Source organism: Akkermansia massiliensis (assembly GCF_023516715.1).
Lineage (GTDB): Bacteria > Verrucomicrobiota > Verrucomicrobiia > Verrucomicrobiales > Akkermansiaceae > Akkermansia > Akkermansia massiliensis.
The window spans coordinates 1,284,094-1,306,602 of record NZ_JAMGSI010000001.1 but is presented as its reverse complement, the minus strand read 5'-3'; the positions used below and the strand labels follow the sequence as shown (position 1 = coordinate 1,306,602).

The following is a 22,509-nucleotide window of genomic DNA, read 5'->3' as shown; positions in this document are numbered from 1 at the left end:
GAATCAGGAGGGGTTGTTCTTGGAGGTGTTGCCGTAGTGGTAGCCGTAGCCGTAATAGCTGTAGCTGCTGGATTTGAAATCCACGGCGTTGATGACGAAGCCCATGTTGGGAAGCTGGCCGGATTCCGCAAGCTGCTGGACGGTGGCGATGTGCCGCTTGTCTATCCTGTTGCTGCGGATGACGTACAGGGAAATATCCGCGTGGCTGGCGAGGATGGCCGTGTCTGCCAGGATGCCGTACGGCGGGGAGTCAATGATGACGGCGTCATAGCGTTCCTTGAAGAGGCGGATGAGCTCCTCCATTTCCGGCAGGGAAAGGAGGGTGACCGGGTTGGGAACCTGGGGCCCGGCGTACAGGATGTCCACTCCGGGATGTTCCGGCAGGGTGCGGATGACGGAGAACGGGTCTTCCACCTTGCGGAGAAGGATGGTGCTCAGCCCCTTGCGGCCCTTGCCGTCAAGCTGCTTGGACAGGGAGGCCTTGCGCAGGTCCCCGTCAATGACCAGGACGCGCTTGCCGATGTTGGCAAAGGACATGGCGAGGTTGGCGGAGATGAACGTTTTCCCTTCCCCCTGCATGGTGGAGGTGAGGAGGATGACGTGCCCCTGGTTCCGGGTGACGGGGAGCATGGAGTCCGCATTGTGGCACAGGATCTGGAAATACTCAGAAATGACGGAGTGTTCATCCGTGAACATGCGGGCCACCTGCCGCTGCTCCTTCTTGGTCATGGCCGGAAGCTCCGCGACCACGGGAAGGTGCGTGACGGCGTTCAGGTCCTTCCTGTTCTTTATCTTGTTGTTGAGCAGGGCCAGCCCCAGGAAGCCGAGGATGCAGACGATGGCGCCCCCCGCCGCCGCGGTCAGCACGGATTTTCTGGTGTTGGGAGAGATGGGGTAATCCGTGCCGTGGGCGGATTCCAGCACGCGCGCGGAGGATTCCGTCAGGGCCAGCGTCAGGTCGTTTTCCAGCTCCTTGCTTAAAAGCGTCAGGTAAAGTTCCTCCTTCACCCGGTGTTCACGGTCCAGGGGGGTCAGCTCCCGGGCCTTTCCGGAGGTGGCCGTCAGCCGCTTGGCGATGTCCTGCCTCTTCCTGGTGAGTTCCTGGAGTTTCAGCTCCAGATTGTTGCGGAGATTGTCCAGGGACCTGGACGCCGCGCTGCGGGTGGCGTCCATCCTCTTCGTGAGGGTGACGACAATGGGGTTCTGCCCCCCGGCGCTTCCGGCGACCTTCTGGTATTCCAGATAGGCGGCGTTGTAGGCTTCAATCTGGCGGGAAACCCCGGAATCCGCAATGCCGGTATCCAGGGAAATGAGACCCGCCTTGTGGCCCAGGGCGTCCAGGTTTTCCTTCAGGCCGTCCGCCAGCTTCATCTGCGTCTGGAGCTCAAAGATGGAATTGTCCAGGGTTTGGGCCGCGTTGAAGTCTGCGGAGATGGACGCTTCCGTGTCTGCGATGATGTCGTTTTTGATTTTGATATCATCCATTTTCTGGTCCACTTCCTTCAGGTCCGCGCCGATCTGGCCGCGCTGCCGCCGGATGAAATCCTTCGTCTTCACCGCCTTCGTGCGGCGTTCCTCCGTGGAGTGGTCATTGTAAACCGCGATCAGCTTGTTCAGCGTGTCCGCGGCCTTGTCCGGATTGGTGGAGGTCAGCGTCATTTGCAGGATGCTGGATTCCTTGGCGTCCGGACGCGTGACCGTAAAATTGGCAAGGAGCTGGTCCGCAGCGGCGTTCACGGGAATGCGGCGCACGGTGATGGTGGTCCCGGAAACGGTTTCCGGCATGTTGGAGGTGGGGTAAACCGTGACGGTGGCGAAGGGGAGGGAAATGGGGGCGTGGAGCTTCCCTTTCTCCTGGATGGGGTTGCCGGCGGCGTCATGGTACGTCAGCGTCACGGCGTTTTCCGGCTCCAGCGTAACGTCAAAGGTGCAGAAGCGGTTCTCCGCGATGTCGTCAAACGTCACGGTGATGGGGCTGTCCTTGTACAGGTCTATTTGGCGCAGGTCCTGCTGCTTCCAGTAGGAGACGTTCAGCGTCAGGTCCTCCACCGTGTTCCGCATCACTGTGCTTGAGCGGAGGATGAAGCTTTCATTGGCCAGGTTGGCGGCTCCGGAATCCATGCCCAGTTCCACCTTGATGCGGTCCGAGGAGGAGGAATCCTTGTTGGATTCCCGCATGATGACGCTGGCCGTTTTTTCAAAAATGTAATTCTGCTTGCCGGTCACGTAATAGGCTCCGGCGCCTCCGAGAAGGGCGAAGAGCAAAATCCAGTACCAGCGTCTCAGAAGGATGCTGGTGATGACATCCAGTGACAGGGAAGATTCCGGTTCCTCGGCGGGAGGGGCTGCGGGGGGAGCAGGAGTATCTGGCATAAAAAGGAATCAATCAAAGAAGGCTCCGCCTTTCCGGAGGACGGAAAGGCGGGAAATGGGGGGATGTGCGCTTACAGGGCGCACAGGGCAACGATGCCGATAATCAGGCCGAGGCCGGAAGCCGTCCAGCCGATGTATTGGACGGTATCGCTGCGGGTGTTGATCTTGCGTTCGGCAGGCGTCACGTAAATGGTGTCGTTCTGCTGAATGTAATAATAGGGGGACTGGAAGAGGTCCTTGCTGCGGAGGTCCACGGTGGCGATCTGGCGGCGTCCGTTGGTTTCACGGATCAGGGTGATGTCCCGGTTGCCGTCGATGTTCAGGTCTCCGGCGCGGCTGAGGGCTTCCAGAATCGTCAGGCGCTGGCCGTCCACGTTGTAGGTGCCCGGGGAGGCCACTTCACCCAGGACGGAGAACTTGAAGTTGGTGATCTGGACGTTGACGGAGGCGTCGCTGATGTAGTCCCTGTTCCGCAGGGTGGCGGCAATTTCATCCCCCAGCCGGGAGCAGGTCTTGCCGGCCGCCTTGATCTTTCCGATGACCGGCAGGACGATGTAGCCGTTGGCGTCCACCAGGTAACCCTTTCGTGAGCTGGTGCCCTGGCTGCTGGACCCTATTTCGGAGACGGCAAAGGGGGCGGCCAGTTCAGGCTGCTTGCTGCTGACGGTGATGGATAACTGGTCGTCCTTCTGGATGACGGTCTGGTAATTCCCCTTGATCTTTTCATTGGTCTGTCCGGAGACGTCCTGGATATACAGGACTTCCTTGGGGCTGACGCAGGAGGGCAGGAGGGAGGAAGCGGCCAGCGCTGCGGAGCAGAGGGCGGCTTTGCTGATTAGGTTGTTGATGTTCATTGGTTGGAGAGAGGTTGGATGGAGGTATTCAGAATGATCTTCTGGGAAGGGGGGGAGGAGGGCAGGGAAAGGTCGTTATGAACGAGGGTCTGCCCCAGCTTGCTCTGGAACGCCTCGTTGCACTGCTGGATTCCTTCACGGATGACGACCGTGCGGGCCGTCTGGAAAAGGAGGGAGAGATCCATTCTCAGATTGACGTTCTGGACGTAGATCAGGTCATAGCAAAGGCGGCGGCAGAAGGGGATGCCATTGCGGCCGTGGATCTGGGCCATGCCGGTGATGCCGGGACGCACGGAGCAGCGCTTCCGGCAGTAGTTGGGCGGGAACGCGGCCATTTGGGACGGAATCCAGGGACGGGGGCCCACAAAAGCCATGTCACCCTTCAGGATGTTGATGAGCTGGGGAAGTTCGTCCAGGGAGGAGCTGCGGAGGAAGCGCCCCAGCGGGAACAGCCTCTGCTCATCGGGCAGGAGCTGCCCGTTTTCATCCTTCCGGTCGTTCATCGTTTTGAATTTGATGATCTTGAACAGTCTTCCCCTGTACCCTACGCGCGTTTGAAGAAAAAACGGGGATTTCCCTGTAGAAAGTACAAGAAGTACCGAAACGGTCAGCAGCAGCGGAATGAGGATGATGAGAGCTATTCCGGCAAGGAGGCTTCCAAGAAACGGTTTGCAGATATGTATGTACATAAGCGGCGCGGCAGAGTTACCGGATTGCAAATCCGATGTCAATAGTAATCATTAAAGAAAAAATACTTATTTATCATTCCCGCGCCTTAAAAAACTAAAAAAATTTAACTCAAACTATTGTTTTCTGTATATAAATATATGTAATTAAGTGTGTTATGATGGAATTTATCGTACCCTATTATTTTGATAGGATTTGCAATCCGCTGGATATTTTATTACAGGTGCCCAAGTATTGAATAACATGTCTTTTTATAATAGAAATATGGTTGAATTAGTGTAATCAATAAGATAGGAAGGTTGAATTGGTTATTGCTGTATTTGTGTTGGTTTGAAGGGGAATGAAGCCGTTTGCGCAGGTAAGGGAAGGACTATGCATGACGCTGTTCGGTGGAGTCCGGAAAGGAGGCTCTTCCGGGTTTTTCCTTCCTGAAATCTGTCATTTCCACCGTAATCGGGAGAAACCTGCGGCCTTCCGGACCCCCTCCTTTTGTTTAGCCTTGAGTTGGGGGCGCGGAGTTGTTAGGATAGAAGGCAGGTATGGCATTGGATGTGCAGGAGCATCATGCATTTGAGCGTGAAGAGGGGCGTCCCCCTGTTTGGATAGGAATGGCGTGGGGCGTCGTGTCCCTGCTGGGCGGGGCTGCGCTGCTTGCGGCCATGCTGACGTTTGACGTGCGGGAAATAGGCTGGAGTTATTTAAATGATTCCGGTCAGGTGATTCCGGGCACCTCCAATGTGCTGGGCGTGGCGGGATTGTACGGCGCGGGGATTCTTTATTGGGCGCTGGGCGGCATGGCCTGGATGCTGGTCATTCTGTTGGAATGGTGGGGGCTTTACCGTCTGCTGCACCGTGGAAGTCTGCCCCGCAGCGTGGTGTACGGCGGCCTTTTCCTGCTGTTGTTCGGCTGCCTGTTCCTGACGGCCGGGCATGTGCCGGGTGACGCATGGGTGGCGCGCCACCAGATTCAGGGCGCCGGCGGCCTGGCGGGACATCTGCTGGGAACGGGGCTGCTTCTTCCGTTGACCGGCACGTCCGCCGTGCTGGTTCTTTCCGGGCTGGGCTATCTGCTGGCCCTGGTTTATGCCGCGGGAATGCATCCCCGCCCGCTGTTCCGCGCCATGCTGCGGGAGTGGCGCGCCTGGCGCATGAACAGGAAGGAGAAAAGAATGGCGCGCCAGTCCGCGCAGCTTGCCAGGGAGGCGGCGCGCGTGAGGGCCAGCATGGAAGATGCGGCCCTGTCCGCCCCCAGGCCGGCCGGAAAGGGCAGGGCATCCTCTCCCCGCCTGCAGCGCACCGGGGACGACCTGGAAGGCTTATATAATGAAGTGGCCGCGGCTTCCCCTGCCAGGTCCGCAGACCCCGCTCCCGCCCCCCGCGCACCGCGTACGCAGGGGCATCTTCCGCTGACGCCGCGCCCCAGGATTACCGTGGCGAAGCCGGCGGAAATCAAGCCCGCTCCCAGGGAGCAGCCTTTCTCCAAACTGTCCACGCCGCCTACGGAGGAATTCCGGGATTACGAGCTTCCTCCGTTTGAGCTGCTGCATTATGAAGAAAAGCCGGAAGGCCCTACGGAAGAGGACAAGGATGAAATGCTGGAAATCCAGCAGAAGATCATTGATACCCTGACGACGTTCCGCGTGGACGTGACGCCGGGGGACATTACCCGCGGCCCGACCATCACCCGCTATGAAGTTTACCCCGCGCGCGGCGTGCGCGTGAACACCTTTGACCAGTATGCGAAGGACATCGCGCTGGCGACGAAGGCGGAGAGCGTGAACATCGTGGCGCCCATTCCGGGCAAGGACACGGTGGGCATTGAAATCGTCAACCGCAACAAGGTGGCCGTGCCATTGCGGGAACTCTTGCAGGACCCCGGCTTCTGCTCCCCCAAGAAGAAAATACCGCTGGCCCTGGGGAAGGACGTGTATGGCCGCACCGTGATCGGGGACCTGGCATCCATGCCGCACCTGCTGGTGGCCGGGGCCACCGGGTCCGGCAAATCCGTGTGCATCAACAGCATTATCTCCTCCATGCTCCTGAAATTCCGGCCGGATGAGCTCAGGCTCATCCTGGTGGACCCGAAGGTGGTGGAAATGCAGCCTTATTCCAAGCTGCCGCACCTGATTGTGCCGGTGGTGACGGACCCCAAGAAAGTGCCCAATGCCCTGCGCTGGTGCGTGAATGAAATGGAGCACCGCTACCACTGCTTTGCCAAGGTGGGCGTGCGCAACTTTGAAGCCTTCAACAAGCGGCCGCCGGACGCGCCTGCGGAAGAGGCGGAGGAACCGGAAGACGGGGAGGTGGATGAAGCCCTGGCGGAATCCATTGCCCGTGACCTGGAATCCCAGGGGGAATGGCCCGCGGAAGAGGATGATGAACTGGACCTGGAGGACGACGGCGTCATCCCTGAACGCTTCCCCTACATCGTCATCATCATTGACGAACTTGCGGACCTGATGCAGACGGTGGGCGCGGACATTGAAACGAACATCGGCCGCCTGACCCAGAAAGCCCGCGCCGCGGGCATCCACCTCATTGTGGCGACGCAGACGCCCAGAAGGCAGGTGGTGACGGGGACGATCAAGGCCAATATTCCCACGCGCATCGCCTTCCAGGTGGCCAGCGGCACGGACAGCCGCGTGATTCTGGACAGGCAGGGCGCGGAAAAACTGGTGGGCAAGGGCGATCTGCTGTACCTGCCGCCGGGTTCCGCCCAGGTGGAGCGGGCGCAGGGCGCCTTTATTTCCGATGACGAAGTGGAAGCCCTGGTAGCCCACTGCGCCTCCCAGGCCAGGCAGAAATTCCATGAAGAGGTTCAGAAATCCCTGGACGAACCCTCCCGCGGAGGGGCGGACAGCCCGCTGGACGACGCGGAGGAGGAATGCTACGCCAAATGCCTGGAAGTGGCTGTCATTGAGCGCAAGGTGAGCACGTCCCTGCTGCAGCGGCGTTTGAGCATCGGGTACGGACGCGCGGCGCGCATGATGGATTTGCTGGAATCCCGCGGCATCATTGCCCCGGCGGACAATACCAACCGTCCGCGCAAGGTGCTGGTGGAATGAAACGACGAGAAAAGCCCCTCCCCATGAAACGAATCCTTTCCCTGCCTGCTCTGGCGGCGTTCGCGCTGCTGGGCGCCTCCTGCTCCCAGCAGGTGCGGCCCGTCAAAAAGACCGCCCGGCCTCCCGTGTACGTGGGGAAGGTGGAGCAGGTGTACCCCAGCCACAACTATGTGCTCATTGCGCTGGCCGGGAACGTTTACGAGCCGGGAACCGTGCTCATTTCCCAGTCTCCGGGCAGGGAGGAAAACCGCAGGGTCGCGAACCTGATCGTGACGGAGGAACGTATGGGCCGGGCGCGCATTCCGGCGGACATACGCAGCGGAGCCGTGGAGGCAGGGGACCTGGTGTTCCTGTACCGGAACCTGGCCGCTCCGGAAAGCTCCGGAAAAAAGGATAACCCGGACCCGGACAATCCGGAACCGGGGACGGATGAAGACGGCAAGGAGGTCACCCCGCCGATTTCCCCGGACGGCGGCAAAACGCCGGACGGGCTGCTGCCGGTGCCCGGGGAGGCCCCCGCGCCGGACCCCGCGGACCAGGAGCGCATTTCCCGTGAGCGGGAGAAAATCCTCCGGGAGCTGGAAAGCGTTCCGGGCAAGCTGGATGACCCGTGGCGCGAGGCTTTTTCCGGAAAATCGGCAGGAAAATGATTTTTTAGATTCATTCAATAAAAGCTTGTTTTTCGGCAAGCCCGGATTAGGATAATCCCGCTTACGCAACCAGATGACTAATTTATGAAATCCATCAAAGGAACAGAAACAGAAAAGAACCTTCTCAAGGCTTTTGCCGGAGAATCCGAAGCGCGCAACCGCTACACCTACTTTGCCGGCGTGGCCAAGAAAGCCGGTTATGAGCAGATTGCCGCCATCTTCCTGGAAACCGCCGACAATGAAAAGGAACATGCCAAGGTGTTCTTCAAGCTGTTGAAGGACGCCTGCGTTGAAGTAACGCACACCGTTTGCACGGCCCCCCTGGAATCTACGGAGGAATGCCTGCTGGCCGCCGCTGCCGGCGAGCGCGACGAATGGTCCGAAATGTACCCCACGTTTGCCGAGGTGGCTGACCGTGAAGGCTTCCCCGCCATTGCGGAAACCTTCCGCCAGATTGCCACTGTGGAACAGCACCATGAGGCGCGCTACCTCAAGCTGGCTGAAAACGTGCGCGAAGGCAAGGTATTTGCCAAGGAAAAGGAAATCCAGTGGAAGTGCCGCAACTGCGGTTACGTGCACACCGGCTCCACCGCCCCCAAGGTGTGCCCGGCCTGCGTGCATCCCCAGGCGTTCTTTGAAGAACTGGCGGACAACTTCTAATCGTCCTTTCTCCAGAAACATGATTGGGGCCGGTTTCACGAGCTGATCGTGTGATCGGCCCTCTTTTTACTTACGGACGCCTTACGCTGATGGACTGGAAACGCACGGATGCGGTGTGGATGAAATATGGGCGCAGCCTCTGGAAATTCGCCGGAAGCTACGGGCTGGGCATCGCTCTGATGCTGATCCTGCTGGTGCTGACGTTTGCCGGAACGCTGCATCAGGTGCGGCTGTCTTCCTCCATGGGGCCGGAGGCGGCCATAGAATCCTTCTTCGGCGCGCCGTATGTGCTGATGCCGCTGGGCGGGGAAAACTCCCTGGTTTCCCTGCCGCTGCCCGGCATGGGCATTACCTGCGCCCTGCTGTTTGCCAACCTGCTCATAGGCGGGATGTTCCGCGTCCGGTGGACCTGGAGGCACGCGGGCGTGCTGGTGGCCCACGGCGGCATTCTGCTGCTGCTGGCCGGCATCATGCTGGGCAATAAAATGACGGTGGCCGTGGACCAGGTGGAACTGCCCCAGGGCGACCGGGTGCACGAGCAGTCCCTGCCGTTTGACCTCCGCCTGAACCGTTTCGTGCCGGAATTTTATCCCGGCACCTCCAAGCCCAAATCCTATGAATCCCAGGTAACCGTCTTTCCGGAATCCGGCGGCCAGTATGATGCCGTCATCCGCATGAACGAGCCTCTCCGCCTTTCCGGCTGGACGCTGTACCAGATGAGCTGGGGGCAGGACTCCCTGCATCCGGGCAGGCTCATCTCCGTCCTCCGCGCTTCCCACAATCCCCTGGAGCAAATGCCCAAATGGTCTTCCTACATCATTGCCGCGGGACTGCTGTGGCACTTTGCCTGCGTCTTCGGAAGGTACCTGCGCCGCAAACCCGGCCAGGCTCCCGCCGGAGCGGAGGCGGCGGACGACCATCTGGAGCCGCCCGCTCCCGGCGGCAAGCGCCGCCTGCGACTGATAGGCATTTGCGTGCTGGTGGCGGCAATCTTCGGCGTCGGCATGCTGGCGGCCCGGCCTGCCTCTCATCCGGTCCGGGTGGAGCATTACGTGCCCTGGTCCTCCTTCCTGGTGGAACGGGCCGGGGCAATGGCCGTCCAGGACGGCGGCCGCCTGAAGCCCGTCTCCACGTACGCGGGCTTCCATCTGCTCCGGACCCTGGGCAAAAGAAGCTTTGCCATGGAGACGCCGGAGGGGAAAAGGAAACTCTCTCCGGTGGAATGGATGCTGGACTGCATGTTCCGCCCGGAATTCGCGGAACAATACCCCGTTTTCCTGGTTAACCGGGAGGAAGTGGTCAGGCGTCTGCACCTGCCGGACCAGGCGGACAAGCGGAAAAAATACTCCTACGCGCAGATTGCGGAACACTGGGAGGAAATGACCCGCGCCGTCCGGGAAATCCGGCTGCTGGGAGAAACGGATTTGACGGAAGCCCAGAAGGAAATCCTGGCCCTTTCCCGCAACTTTGACGTGGTGCGCGGCTGGATGCTCGGCTCCCGTATCATGCTGGAAGACCCCTCCGCCATGGAACGGATGGAATTCCCCCGCTGGTTCCCCTCTGCGGGCCAGAATGGGGAGCGTCTCTGGACGGCTGCCCCGGACAAAGCCACCGGAGCCTTTCTGGCAATGGCCTCCCTGCTGGAACGCAAGGCCATCGGCATGGAAGGCGCGGAAGCCTCCGGACTGCGGATGAAGGCGGAAGGACTGCTGCTGGAAAAACTGGCGCAGCCCAATGAAGCCGCCTCCGCCGGGGAACGGCACAGCCTGGAAAGGGAAATCTTCTACTACCGCCTGGACCCGCTCTATGCCTCCCTGGCCGTCTTTGTGGCGGCGTTCGTGTGCCTGCTGCTCTGCGCCCTCTTCCGTCCTGCCGCCAACGCTCCCCTCTGGCGCCGTTTTCTGCGGCCCGGCGGGTTCAGCCCTGCGTGGCTGCTGGGTGCGGCGGGGACCGGCGTGCTGGCGGCGGCCCTGGTCATCCGCGTGCTCATCACCATGAGGTCCCCGGTGGGCAACACGTATGAAACCATCGCCTTCATCGCGTGCATGGGCGTGCTCTGCGCGCTGGTGGCGGAGCTGTTCAGCAAAAAGGGCATCGTGCTGGCGGCGGGGCTTCTGCTGGGGGCCTTCTCCTGCCAGATGGGCATTCTGTACGAATCCTCCCAGGCCGTGGACCACATGGACCCCCTGGTAGCCATCCTGCGCTCCAACTTCCTGCTCTCCACCCATGTCATCACCATTGTGCTGGGGTACGCGGCCGGGTTGCTGGCGGCGGTGCTCTCCCATGTGTACCTGCTGGCCTCCCCCCTGCGCCTGATCGGCAGGAAAACGGAACAATCCCTGGACCGCATGGCTTACGGCATCCTGTGCTTCTCCCTGGTATTCACGCTGGTGGGAACGGTCTTCGGCGGCATCTGGGGCAATGAATCCTGGGGGCGCTTCTGGGGCTGGGATCCCAAGGAAAACGGGGCCCTGATGATTGTGCTGTGGCAATTGACCGTGCTGCACGCGCGGAAAGCCGGGTGGCTGTCCCCCTGGCTGCTCCACTTCAGCAACGTGGTGGGCGGCGTCATCATCGCCTTTGCCTGGTGGGGCGTCAACATGCTGGGCGTGGGCCTGCACTCTTACGGCTTCACCTCCGGCCGTGACGCCCTGGACATTTTCTACTGGTCTGAAGCCGTCCTGTGCGTCCTCTTCGTCATTCTGCATTACCGCGCGCTCCGGCGCGTGGACATCAGGTAGGGGGAGAAGGACGCATTTTTCTCATTTTCTCCTTGCCGGTCCGGGTTCTCCGGTATATATTCCCGCCACCTCATGCACGGATAGCTCAGTGGTAGAGCGGCTGTCTTACACACAGTTGGTCGGGGGTTCGAATCCCTCTCCGTGTACCATTAATAACCCCCGCAAGCTTAATGGCTTGCGGGGTTTTCTTTTATAGGTGGTTTACCAGGCGGATACACTCTGGCCTTGGTCGGGTGCGATATTTATTTTTGAGTTTGGTGTTCGAGATTGGAAAGGCGTAAATTAATTTCGGTAAGGGTGCGGGTTTGTTCATTGATGAACGTCCGCATGTCGGCATACATGATTGCAGCGGCAGCAAAGCCTACAATCATGACAATCTCGGCCTTGTACTCTCTCAGGAGCGTCAGGTAAGCGCGGGTTCTGGTGCACATGATTACTTGCTTGCATGTTGCTGCATAACGGACGGCATGTCCGTTCCCGGCTGTGCCCGGGAATAGGGAATATGCCTTGATTCCCGGAGCAGGGCGGCGGCATGGCAGCTTGCCGTGTATTCCGCCCCCGCATCCCCGGAATGTCTAACGTATCCACTGGCGCCCGATGCTGCCATGGTTGCCGCCATCAGGTATTTGACCCGCCTCCCCCAGCGGCCAGACTCCGCCTGTTTATCTTTTTTAGTATCTTGTTTGTTGATGTTCAATCTATTATTTAGTAAAATGCTTGAAAAAATCTACAGCGGCGGAGTTCATGAGCACAAAATCCGGATAATGGACGGAGGTGAATCTCCGGTGTCCTCCGCTTTCATTGACGGCGTCAACCGTCAGGACCACACCCTCCGTCATCTCAATAGGACTTTCCTGCTCTCCTTCCGGAACCTTGGAAATGAACTGCTCCACTCTCGCCCACACCTGTTGGACCTGCCAGGGCGCGCCCATGGAGACAAGGGCTTCCACCACAGCTTCCAGGGCCGGAGCATGAGAAGGAGGAATGTCGTTCTCCGTGTAAATGCGGGACTCTATAAAACCTCCGGAAGAGGGAAAAACGGCAGTCATGTTCAATTTGTCCCATTCTCCCAACAATGGGAATTGTATTTGTATTTGTGCTTTCATCATGATTTAACTTCCATCATTTCACACCATTCCGCCACTACGGATTTTTCCCCGTAAAGGCCTGTGTAAGTTTTTAACGGCTCCACTCCGACCTCCAGCGCTTCTCTATCACATAATAGCCTTATATTTTGCATGTTGACACAATTGTGATAGGATGAGGTGAGCCATGTGTTTTCACAAATGCGGTAGGCCTCCAGCCGGCCTGCCGTCTTTTCGTTGGTTCCCACAACCCATATACCCCCATTACCGTCATTTCCCCATCCTATCGCAATCCCCCGCAGCCTGAAATTGTCAGGCAGCAGCGCCGTCTTGCTCAACAGCTCTACCTGTTTGGTGTTGTGATTAAATCTGCAAAGCCTCCCGCGCGCGGGAATTTTGTTGTCCTGGTCCGCGAGCTGGTCTCCAAAATAAACATCCCACCACATGGATACACCTTCCGTAGGGCTGGAAAACGGATAATCGTCAGGTCCGGACCACTCCTCATTAAGCGTGACATTCAACAATCCGCCAGCGACAACCTGGAACATGCGCTGATATCCCAAACCGGTAGTCAGTGGTAAAAAAACTCCGGTCACAGCGGTATAAGACCCCCCACGATCGCTTTCCTGCCCAAAAGGCGCGCATCGGAAATTAAAATCCACCCAGCCATTTTCCGTTGCCGGTTTAGGCCAATAGGTAGCCAGCCAGGAAAACGGCGAGAGCAATTTACCAAACGGAGGCGTGGAAAAATTGAAATAATTCCGAGCGGCTCCATTGGAAATCTCGTTAAGTACCCTGACCTCATGTTTTCGCGCCGCGTCCGTTTCCGTGACAGGATCAACCGGAATATTGATGCCGCCGTTGGCGTTGTAGGTCCCTGCCGTCGTCAGGCTTCCTGCAAGCGTCATATTGCCACTCTCATCCAAGTGGGGAGCGGTATTCCATCGGTTGCGCTCCTCTTCCGTGATATGGACTGACGCGTCCGCTTTGTGGGCATCGAATGTTTCCGTGCTTACTTTGGAATTAACTTCAGATGCTTCAGCCTTGGAGTTCCAGGCCGTTCGTTCATCCTCTGTGATGTGAACGGAATTATTTTTTTCATGCTCATAAAAATCATTATGGGCCGTCAGTAAAATTCCGTTGATGGAGGTAATTTTATCCATGATTTTTGTTTATTATTGGTTGTAGTGAGGTAGTTGAACAACTTTGGCGCCTCCTTATCCATGATGAACTCCGGCTCATCCGGCATGGAAGGCCTGCACATTCCATGCGGGCTGGCTTCTTCAACGGTCAGGGCAACTCTGGACGGGATTCATGAGAATCTACCCTTCCTTCGGTTGCGGATGGGCTGAAATTTGATCCAGCGGCGCCCTGGCTTGAAGTGCCTTACATTCCCCGGATAAAATGGAAACGGTTGAAACCCACTTCGGAAAAAATCTACGGCTGTCCCGGAGAAAGGTCATCCCGCATGGAACGTTAAGACTGCATGAATGCTGCTTTTGCCTGGAGCATCATTTGGACGTCTGCCGTTATGGATAAAAAAGCTGCCGCACCTTTCGGTGCGGCAGCCCCTGTTTAATGATGTATTGAATCGGTTTCTGAATGGGAATGAATCAGGCGCCGAAATCCAGCGCCTTGGGTTCGCGGGCCCAGACGCGGTGTTGTTTCATGGCCGTGATGAAAGGTTTCATCAGGGCCTTGGTGTCTTTCGGCGTGAGCAGCCCGGCGTCGTCCATATCCCGGGGCAGGTCCGTTGCTTCCAGCATTTCACTGGCGTCGCCGGGCAGGCCGATGGCTTTCAGGTGCCGGTATGCCTGGCGCAGGTGGTACTTGGCGTCTCCGTTCATCAGGAGCGTTTTAATGCTCTGCTCTCCTTCCGGCACGATGACGGCGTCAAACACGACGGAGGGGTTGCCGGACAGGGTGCCGTCCACAAGCAGGTCTTTCCCTTCCTCCGTATTCACGCTTCCCATGTGCGGGGCAAGAATCTGGGGGTGCACGCCTTCCTTGTGCAGGGCGCTGCAGATTTCCTCCACGGATTTCAGGCTGACGCCGTCCGCCGCCAGCAGGGAGACGCGCATGCCCTTGAGGTTGCCGTCCGGGTTGGCGTACAGGCTCAGCGCCGGGTCTTTTTCCAGGCCGCAGACCGGTTTGGGCAGTTCCCGGTTAAGCTGTTCCTCCGTGAGTTCAATGCCCAGGTTTTTAGCTACTCCGGCTGCCAGGTTTGGGTCAATGCGCGTCAGCAGGTCCACTACCCGTTCCCGGATGTACGGGCGCGTCACCTTACCTACTTCAAAGCTGAAGGCGTCAATGATGTGCCTTTGCTCCACGGGAGTCTGGCTCATCCAGAACAGGCGGGGCTGGGCATAGTATTCCGCGAAGGAGGGGCTCCTGAGACGTTCCTTGACGCCGCTCACCGGCTGGGGGGCGGTGGAGAAACCGCCTTCTTCCGGGGGCGTTTCACGCGGCCAGTTGTCCCCGATGGAGTTGGGATCGTAGTTGGCCGGAGCGGTGTCTATCTGCATGCGGTGGAAGCCGTCCCTCTGGTTATTGTGGAAGGGGCAGACGGGCCGGTTGATGGGGATTTCCGTAAAGTTGGCTCCGCCCAGGCGGTGCCGCTGGGTGTCGCTGTAGGAGAAGATGCGGCCCTGAAGTAGCGGGTCGTCGGAAAAATCGATGCCCGGCACGATGTTGGCGGGGCAGAAGGCGACCTGTTCCGTTTCCGTAAAGAAGTTGTCCGGGTTGCGGTCCAGCACCATCTTGCCGACGATTTCCACGGGAACCAGCGCTTCCGGAATGAGCTTGGTGGCGTCCAGAATATCGAAGTCGAATTTGTCTGCGTCCTCTTCCGGAATGAGCTGCAAACCGAGTTCGAATTCCGGATAATCCCCGGCTTCAATAGATTGCCAGAGATCCTTGCGGTGGAAGTCCGGATCGCGTCCTGTCAACGCCTGGGACTCATCCCAGATCAGGGATTTTTTACCATACGCCGGTTTCCAGTGGAAGCGGACGAAGGTGCTTTTCCCTTCTTCATTGACCAGCTTGTACGTGTGAATGCCGAAGCCTTCAATGGTCCGGTAACTCCGGGGAATGCCGCGGTCGGACATGAGCCACATGACGTTGTGCAGGGTTTCAGGCTGAAGGGAAACATAATCCCAGAAGGAGTCGTGGGCCGTCTGCCCCTGAGGCATTTCATTGTGGGGCTCCGGCTTGACGGCATGGACGAAATCCGGGAATTTGATGGCGTCCTGAATGAAAAAGACGGGCGTGTCGTTGCCCACCAGGTCATAGTTGCCTTCCTTGGTATAGAACTTGGTGGCGAAGCCGCGGATGTCCCTCACCGTATCCGGAGATCCTCGGAAGCCCTGCACGTTGGAAAAACGCACAAAGACCGGGGTCTTTTCTCCCGGATCCTGCAGAAAGCCCGCCTTGGTGTACTTGGAAAGGGACTTGTATACCTGAAAATAGCCATGTGCCCCGGAACCTCTTGCGTGAACCACGCGTTCCGGTATCCGCTCCTGGTCAAAATGAGCCATTTTTTCCAGAAAGTGGAAGTCTTCAAGCAGAGAGGGGCCTCTGCTTCCGGCTTTAAGTGTATTTTGGTCATTGGCTATTTTAACTCCCAGGTTGCTTGTGAGCGGCTGGTCCATGCCGTTGGAGCGCATGGTGTCCAGATCCTTGATTTTTTCCGTGGTATTGTCCGGCATTTTCATGGAGCCGGGAGCGGAGGGTTCCGCATTGGGCGGCGTAGGCTTCGGAGTGGGCTTGATCAGCTCCGGATCAATCGTATCCGTGTAATGGGGTTCCGCTTCCTTTCCGTCGGTGAAAGGAGCGAGGCTGTCTTCCATGGGCGGCGTCTTTTTTTTCATTTGCTTGTTCATGATGGGACCGAATTTCTTCTATACGGGTAAGGGTTCGACTTCTCTTTTTCCGGTGATGTTCTGTCATGTTTTGTCAGCAGCCTCCGTTCAGGGATGATGGAGATTCGTTGAAAAGAACTCGACTTGAAACGTTTATATGATAGAGAATGGCATCTATGGAAAAGGCTTGTTTGATTGGCATGGCTTTTCTGCCTGTGGTCCATGCTTCATTCGCAGCAGGGCAGCAGGCGGAAGACCGCGGGGATGTAGCCGTGGACACGCGGACGGCGTTCGGGAAGCCTCCGCGTTCCCTGCATCTGGAACCGGTGGAGAGCCTCTCAGTGCCGAAAAATCCGGATATTCCCTACGGCATGATTAGCCGCGTGCATCTCTATGCCGACCGCTCCCATGGCTCGGGTGAAGATTCAATTTATCTGGTGGCGGAAATGAATTTCTGCGGGGAAGACGGGGACCAGCCCCATATTGTGGGAATCTTTGCCGGTTCTCCCGCAGGGGAACCGTGCATGAGGCTGGTGGACCTGGACAGGGACGGCATTCCTGAACTGGTTCTGGTTCATGAAGCGGGAGCAGGAGCTTCATATATGCGCATTTTCCGCATTTCCCAAGAACCGAATGTCTCCGACGATAAGAGCTGCATCTCCGCCTCTGCCATGCTGAAGCAGGTGGGCTGCTGCCGCACGGGAATGGGAACCGTCAGGCTGGAGGATGACGGAACGGTGGTGGTAAAGACTTATCCGGAAGGAGGAAAAATTCCGGCATCCGTGAAAAAATACCGTCTGGAACAGGGGGCGGACGGAATGAAGGAGGTGGAATAAACAGGAGCGGAGCAGGGGAAGCCGGAATAGGAGGGAGCAGCGCAGCGGCGTTTCCGGCGCAGCGGGACGGGGGTACGCTGCGTACATGAAATGGGACGGAACTTCCACAAATTTTCATAGACGCGGGGAATAAATAGGTTATGATTTTTATGTCAATCGGGTATTGGAAAAAAGGCTCATGCCGTTATGGCGCGGGGCGGCTTTTCCGGTATGGAACCATTTTCCTATTGAATTAAAGTGATGACGGTGCAAGAAATAGCTGAACAGAGTTTGAAGAGCCTTCTGGCCTCCCTGGGTTTTTCCGCGGATATTGAAGTAACGGAGGCGGACGGCATCGTGTGCCTGAATATTTCCTCCCCGGATTCCCAGTACATCATCGGGGGAGACGGGGACAGACTGGACGACCTCCAGTACCTGGTCAACCGCATGATCCAGCGCAAGATGGAGGATGCACCCCGCGTGAAGGTGGATTGCGATCACTACCGGGAACGCAACGAGGCCCGCCTGCTGGAAAAGGCCCGTTCCCTGGCCGAACGCGTGCAGGAGAGCGGCAAGCCGATGAAGATGCAGCCGCTGAACGCCTACCACCGCCGCCTGGTGCACAATGCCCTTCAATCCATGGAAGGCATTGCGACGGAATCCGAGGAAGGCGACGGCCGTTACAAGCGCATTACCATCCGGCGCGCCTGAAGCCGGCAGTTTTCATGAAGGTTGCAGCGGTTATTGCGTCTGTTTGCCTGGCGCTGGTGACGGCGGTTCCGGGCCGTGCGGAAGCGGAGGATTCCCCCGCTTCCTGCGCCCCGCCTCCTTCTCCGCCGCCTCCCGTGCTGGTGGTGTACGGTTCTGCGGAGCCCGGCGCGGCGGAAGCCCGCTGGCTGAAGGCGCTCCGTCCAGGAACGGAAGAACGCCGTGCGCTGGATGAACATGTCCGTGACGTGCAGTTTGTCACAGTGCCCAAACGTCCCTCCGTGAAGGATTGGGAAGAAGGCGGCAGCCTGTCCCGTGCGGCGGAGCATGGCGTGCGCGTGCTGCCTGCGGTGGTTTTGCTTGATTCCAGGGGGCGTGTATTTGACTTGGTGGAAGGGGGAGCGCATGCCGCATCCCTGCGGGAAAAGGCGGCCCTGCTGGCGGACAAGGCCCGGCGCGTGCGCCCGGTGACTTTGGTGAATGACGTTCCGAAGGGTGGAGACCCTGCGGAGGAGGCCGCCGCCATTTGCCGGGCGTTGGAACCGGTGCCGGCGGAAGCCTGGTTCCGGGATTATCCGGGAACGATGAAACGCCTGGAAAAACTGAATTGCACGGTTCCGGCCTTTCTGAACGCCCGCGCGGCAGCCCGCCGCCTGGAGAAAAACCGGGAAACGGCGGCGCTCCTCTGCGAATCCTTCCAGGCCTGTGATGCCCCTTCCATCCGGAAATGCCTGGAAGCGTGGCGGAAAAGGGCGGATGATCCCTCCCTTCCCCTGGAAGAACGCCAGTTGATCCTGCTCTCCATGGTGCATCCCCTCTGGGTCCGGCTGGAAGAAGCGCTGTACCGGGACGCCCACACGGCGGAGAGTGAGGAGGCTTTCAACCGGGCGGTTGCCGTTCTGGAGGAAGTGCGGGACATGGACCGCGCCAGCGTTTGCGGCAGGCGCGCGCACCAGCTCCGGGAAGAGCTGAGGAGGGCTCGCCTGGCTGCCGCGCGGTATGATTGATGCGGTTTTCCGGAGCTTCCGGAAACGGACAGGAAGGGTTCCCGGTTGCCGTCACGGAATCAAGGGACGCGTTTTTTCTTCGTGATTCCCTTCTCCACAGGAAGGGCCCGGCAAATTGGCTTGATTTTGCCCCTGTCCGGGGCTAGTCTTCGGACCGTTATGACAGACTCATCCATCCCGGACATGATGGCGGCGGCGCGCCGTGACAAATGGACTGACCAGCAACTGGCCGCCAAGGCTGTGGAACTGGCGGAATCCATTCTGAAACAGTCGAATGCCGGGATGCGCAGGAAGGAGAAAAAGCAGGCGGAGCAGATGGAGCGCATGATGAACGACCCTGCGGGCAAGGCCTTTACGCTGGCGTTGGCGGACCGCGTGTTCCGCCCTTCCTCGCCGGCGCGGGGCGCGGAGCTGTTCCGCTACCTGCTGGACGGCTACGGTATTCCCCGTTATTTGTCCGCCGCGGACCGGTTCGCCATGAAGCTGGGGGACAAATTCTCCGTACAATTTCCCGGCGTAGTGATGCCCATGATTACCAGCCAGTTGCGGAAGGAGAGCTCCAACGTGATTCTTCCGGCGGAGGATGGAAAACTGCGCTCCCACCTGCGCCGCAGGCGCAAGGCCGGCATCCGGATGAACATCAACCAGCTGGGAGAGGCCATTCTGGGTGAAAGCGAGGCCCACCACCGCCTCCAGCAGGTCGTGGACCGCCTGGCGGACAAGGACTGCGACTATATTTCCGTCAAGATTTCAGCCATTTTCAGCCAGATTCATCTGGTGGCCTTTGAAGAAACCGTGCAGCTGATTCAGGAGCGCCTGCGCATCCTGTACCGGGCGGCCATCACGAATGCGGTGACACTGCCGGACGGCTCCAAAAGACCCAAATTCGTGAATCTGGACATGGAGGAATACCGTGACCTCCACCTGACGGCGGAAGCGTTCAAGCGCACGCTGATGGAGGATGAATTCATGCAGATGGAAGCCGGGATTGTGCTCCAGGCTTATTTGCCGGACTCCTGGGAGGAACAAATGAAGCTGTGCGCCTGGGCGAAGGAGCGGGTGGAGAAGGGCGGCGCGCGCATCAAGATACGCCTGGTGAAAGGCGCCAACCTGGCGATGGAGAAAGTGGAGGCCTCCATGCATGACTGGGCGCAGGCCCCATACGGCACGAAGGCCCAGGTGGACGCCAACTACAAGAGAATGCTCCATTACGGCTGCATGCCGGAGAACGCTAGATATGTGCAGTTCGGCGTTGCCTCCCACAACCTGTTTGACTTGTGTTATGCCATGCTGCTGCGTGAGCGGGAAGGCGTCCGGGACCATGTGGAATTTGAAATGCTGGAGGGGATGGCGAACCATCAGGCGCGCGTCATCCGCCAGGCGGCGGACGGCCTGCTGCTGTATGCCCCTGTGGTGCTGAAGGAAGACTTCCACAGCGCGATTGCCTACCTGGTGCGGCGGCTGGATGAAAACACCAGTGAGGAAAACTTCCTGCATGACCTCTTCGGCATGACGCCGGGCTCCCGGAGCTGGGAGGCGCAAAAAAAGCGGTTCTTAAAAGCCTGCCAGGAGAAGGACGACGTGAAATACGGCCCCAACCGTACGCAGAACCGCGCTACGGACCCCGTGCAGCCCACGCATTACCGGGACGCCTTTGCCAATGAGCGTGATACGGACTGGTCCCTGCGGCAGAATGCGGAATGGATCAACGGCCTGATTGCCGCGGAAAAGGAAAAATCCGGCGAGGAAATTCCCCTGGTCATCAACGGTGAGGAAATCACGACCAACCTGTGGGGCGTGGGGCGCGACCCGTCCCGCCACAATGAAGTCTCCTACAAATTCGCGTATGCGGACTTTGACCAGATTGAACACGCGCTGGACACGGCGGACAAGGCCCGCGCCTCCTGGGCGTCCAAGAGCGTTGGCGAACGCGCTGAAATCCTGCACCAGGCGGCGCAGGAGCTGTCCAGAATCCGGGGGGAGGCCATTGCAGCCATGGTGAGGGACGCCGGAAAGGTGCCCACGGAGGCGGACGTGGAAGTGAGTGAGGCCATAGACTTCTGCCGCTATTATGCGGAAGGGCTGGACCGCGATGGCATGAACGACGGCGTGGAAATGACACCGCTGGGTACCGTTTGCGTGATGTCTCCCTGGAACTTTCCCTTCGCCATTCCCACGGGCGGGGTGGCCGCCGCGCTGATGGCGGGGAACACGGTGGTGTTCAAGCCGTCCGAGCTGGCCGTTTATACGGCCTGGCAGATCGTCCAGGCGTTCTGGCGCGCCGGGGTACCTAAGAGCGTGCTTCAATTCGTGCCGATGCCGCGCAATGAAATTTCCCACAAATTCCTGATGGATCCGCGCCTGAACGGCATCATCATGACGGGCTCCTACCGCACCGGGAAAATGCTGCGTGAACTGCGGCCGGACCTGCATGTGCTGGCTGAAACCAGCGGGAAGGACGCCATGGTCATCACCGCCACGGCGGACCCGGACCAGGCCGTGAAAGATTTGGTAAAAAGCGCCTTCGGCCATTCCGGGCAGAAATGCTCCGCCGCCAGCGTGGCTATTGTGGAGGCCTCCGTCTATGACAACCCGGCCTTCTTGCGCCAGTTGAAGGATGCCGCAGCCAGCCTGAAGGTGGGGGGCTCCTGGGAGGTCAGCTCCGTGGTGACGCCGCTCATCAAGGAACCGGAAGGCGACCTGCTCCGGGCGCTCACGCAACTGGAACCCGGGGAGGAATGGCTGCTCAAGCCGGAACCCTCGGAAGACAACCCGTGCCTCTGGTCGCCCGGCATCCGGTTGGGCGTGAAGCCTGGAAGCTGGTTCCATCAGACGGAATGCTTCGGCCCGGTGCTGGGCATCATCCGTGCGGAAAACCTGGAGGAAGCCATTGACATCCAGAACGACTCCGAATTCGGCCTCACCGGGGGACTTCAGTCCCTGGATGAACGGGAAATCGCCCTGTGGAAAAGCAAGGTGCAGGTGGGCAATGCGTACATCAACCGCGTCATCACCGGCGCCATCGTGCGCCGCCAGCCGTTCGGCGGGTGGAACCACTCCTCCATGGGGCCCGGCTCCAAGGCCGGCGGCCCCAACTACCTCACCATGCTGGGAAGCTGGGAGGAAAAGGCGCTCCCGCAGAAACTGCGCACGCCGGGGGAACGCATCACCGGGCTGGTGGAAAAGCTGTGCTCCGAACTGCCGGACTGCGCCAAGCGCATCCGTTCCGCGGCCGGTTCCCAGGCCAAGTGGTGGATGGAGGAATTCGGCGTGGAGCATGACCCTTCCCATATCTACGGGGAAAACAACACATTCCGTTACGTACCCGTGAAGGGGATACTGGCCCGTGTGGAAAACATGTCTGACGCTGACGCCGCCATCCTGCTGCTGGGCGCGAAACTGTGCGGAGCAGCCCTGCACCTGAGCGTGGAGGAAGGCCATCCCTGGATTCAGAAAATGAACGGTTACTATGCGTCCCTGACGGTGGAGACGGAAGCCGAACTCATCGACCGGATGCCGGAGGCAGCCCAGGGCGTGAAATTCCTGCGTGGAACGGGCATCTCCGAGGCTCTGGCGAATGCCGCACGCGCCCGGGATGTGGAAGTGCTGGACCGGCCCGTGCTTGCCAACGGACGCCTGGAACTGCTGGGCTATTTCCGGGAACAAGCCGTTTCCGAAACCGTTCACCGCTACGGCAACATCATCCCGCCTCCGGGCAGTTTCAAGACGGCCGGGGCGTGAGGGGAGCCTTGAACCCTGGCTCCCAGGCGGCGTGATTATGAGTATAAAGACAGCGCAGGAAAATGCCCCCGCAGTCCAAACGGAAAACGCCCTCCTGGGAATGAAGGCCGGGCGGCCTTCATTGGATGAACTGCCGCCGAAGCCCTGCGGAGGGATTTTTCTTGCAAGGGCGGGAAAACCGGGCTTACCCGGTTGGGTAAAAGATAAACTCTGCCGGATACAAGAAATTCCCTCCGGCAAACGGTGAAAAGTTAAAGTAGCAC

The 22,509-nt window shown here is 59.0% G+C and carries 15 protein-coding genes and 1 tRNA gene; 9 read left to right on the top strand and 7 right to left on the bottom strand.

Going from position 1 to position 22,509, the window contains the following annotated elements; genetic code table 11:
- Positions 1 to 3: 3 nt before the first annotated feature.
- The 3 genes from M8N44_RS05570 to M8N44_RS05560 all read right to left on the bottom strand — a co-directional run bounded on the left by M8N44_RS05570 (position 4) and on the right by M8N44_RS05560 (position 3,916).
- Complete coding sequence (locus M8N44_RS05570; RefSeq protein ID WP_022397303.1) at positions 4 to 2,373, bottom strand: GumC family protein; 2,370 nt, start codon at positions 2,371 to 2,373, stop codon at positions 4 to 6.
- Positions 2,374 to 2,444: 71 nt separating this feature from the next.
- Positions 2,445 to 3,227 (bottom strand): polysaccharide biosynthesis/export family protein, encoded by a 783-nt coding sequence (locus M8N44_RS05565; RefSeq protein ID WP_022397302.1) that lies wholly within the window; start codon positions 3,225 to 3,227, stop codon positions 2,445 to 2,447.
- Positions 3,224 to 3,916 carry a sugar transferase gene (locus tag M8N44_RS05560; RefSeq protein ID WP_102727139.1) on the bottom strand — a complete coding sequence of 231 codons (693 nt, stop codon included), beginning with the start codon at positions 3,914 to 3,916 and terminating at the stop codon, positions 3,224 to 3,226. Before M8N44_RS05560 ends, M8N44_RS05565 begins: the two co-directional genes overlap by 4 nt.
- A gap of 537 nt (positions 3,917 to 4,453) precedes the next feature.
- Between M8N44_RS05560 and M8N44_RS05555 the strand changes: the two genes are divergently transcribed.
- From M8N44_RS05555 to M8N44_RS05535, 5 genes are all read left to right on the top strand, one after another.
- Positions 4,454 to 6,979 (top strand): FtsK/SpoIIIE family DNA translocase, encoded by a 2,526-nt coding sequence (locus tag M8N44_RS05555; protein WP_102722446.1) that lies wholly within the window; start codon positions 4,454 to 4,456, stop codon positions 6,977 to 6,979.
- Between the two features lie 23 nt (positions 6,980 to 7,002).
- Complete coding sequence (locus M8N44_RS05550; protein ID WP_102722445.1) at positions 7,003 to 7,629, top strand: hypothetical protein; 627 nt, start codon at positions 7,003 to 7,005, stop codon at positions 7,627 to 7,629.
- Between the two features lie 84 nt (positions 7,630 to 7,713).
- Entirely contained in the window at positions 7,714 to 8,289 is a 576-nt protein-coding gene (gene rbr, locus M8N44_RS05545; protein ID WP_022397298.1) for a rubrerythrin, read from the top strand.
- 50 nt (positions 8,290 to 8,339) lie between these two features.
- Positions 8,340 to 11,030 (top strand): cytochrome c biogenesis protein CcsA, encoded by a 2,691-nt coding sequence (locus tag M8N44_RS05540; RefSeq protein ID WP_102728118.1) that lies wholly within the window; start codon positions 8,340 to 8,342, stop codon positions 11,028 to 11,030.
- Positions 11,031 to 11,104: 74 nt separating this feature from the next.
- Positions 11,105 to 11,179 (top strand) — tRNA-Val (locus M8N44_RS05535).
- Between the two features lie 93 nt (positions 11,180 to 11,272).
- Here the strand turns inward: M8N44_RS05535 and M8N44_RS05530 are convergent.
- From M8N44_RS05530 to katE, 4 genes are all read right to left on the bottom strand, one after another.
- On the bottom strand, positions 11,273 to 11,461 hold the full coding sequence (locus M8N44_RS05530; protein ID WP_022397296.1) for a hypothetical protein: 189 nt from the start codon (positions 11,459 to 11,461) through the stop codon (positions 11,273 to 11,275).
- Between the two features lie 270 nt (positions 11,462 to 11,731).
- On the bottom strand, positions 11,732 to 12,079 hold the full coding sequence (locus tag M8N44_RS05525; protein ID WP_146021085.1) for a hypothetical protein: 348 nt from the start codon (positions 12,077 to 12,079) through the stop codon (positions 11,732 to 11,734).
- 56 nt (positions 12,080 to 12,135) lie between these two features.
- Entirely contained in the window at positions 12,136 to 13,278 is a 1,143-nt protein-coding gene (locus M8N44_RS05520; RefSeq protein WP_102722441.1) for a hypothetical protein, read from the bottom strand.
- 450 nt (positions 13,279 to 13,728) lie between these two features.
- Complete coding sequence (katE, locus tag M8N44_RS05515; RefSeq protein WP_102727220.1) at positions 13,729 to 15,984, bottom strand: catalase HPII; 2,256 nt, start codon at positions 15,982 to 15,984, stop codon at positions 13,729 to 13,731.
- A gap of 191 nt (positions 15,985 to 16,175) precedes the next feature.
- Between katE and M8N44_RS05510 the strand changes: the two genes are divergently transcribed.
- The 4 genes from M8N44_RS05510 (at position 16,176) to M8N44_RS05495 (ending at position 22,246) form a co-directional block, all read left to right on the top strand.
- Positions 16,176 to 16,811, top strand: a complete 636-nt coding sequence (locus M8N44_RS05510; RefSeq protein ID WP_102727145.1) for a hypothetical protein — start codon at positions 16,176 to 16,178, stop codon at positions 16,809 to 16,811.
- A 240-nt stretch (positions 16,812 to 17,051) separates the two neighbouring features.
- Positions 17,052 to 17,501, top strand: coding sequence for a Jag family protein (locus M8N44_RS05505; protein WP_022395960.1), 450 nt, complete (start codon positions 17,052 to 17,054; stop codon positions 17,499 to 17,501).
- Between the two features lie 14 nt (positions 17,502 to 17,515).
- On the top strand, positions 17,516 to 18,505 hold the full coding sequence (locus tag M8N44_RS05500; protein ID WP_102728121.1) for a hypothetical protein: 990 nt from the start codon (positions 17,516 to 17,518) through the stop codon (positions 18,503 to 18,505).
- A 159-nt stretch (positions 18,506 to 18,664) separates the two neighbouring features.
- Entirely contained in the window at positions 18,665 to 22,246 is a 3,582-nt protein-coding gene (locus M8N44_RS05495; RefSeq protein WP_022395958.1) for a bifunctional proline dehydrogenase/L-glutamate gamma-semialdehyde dehydrogenase, read from the top strand.
- Positions 22,247 to 22,509: the final 263 nt, after the last annotated feature.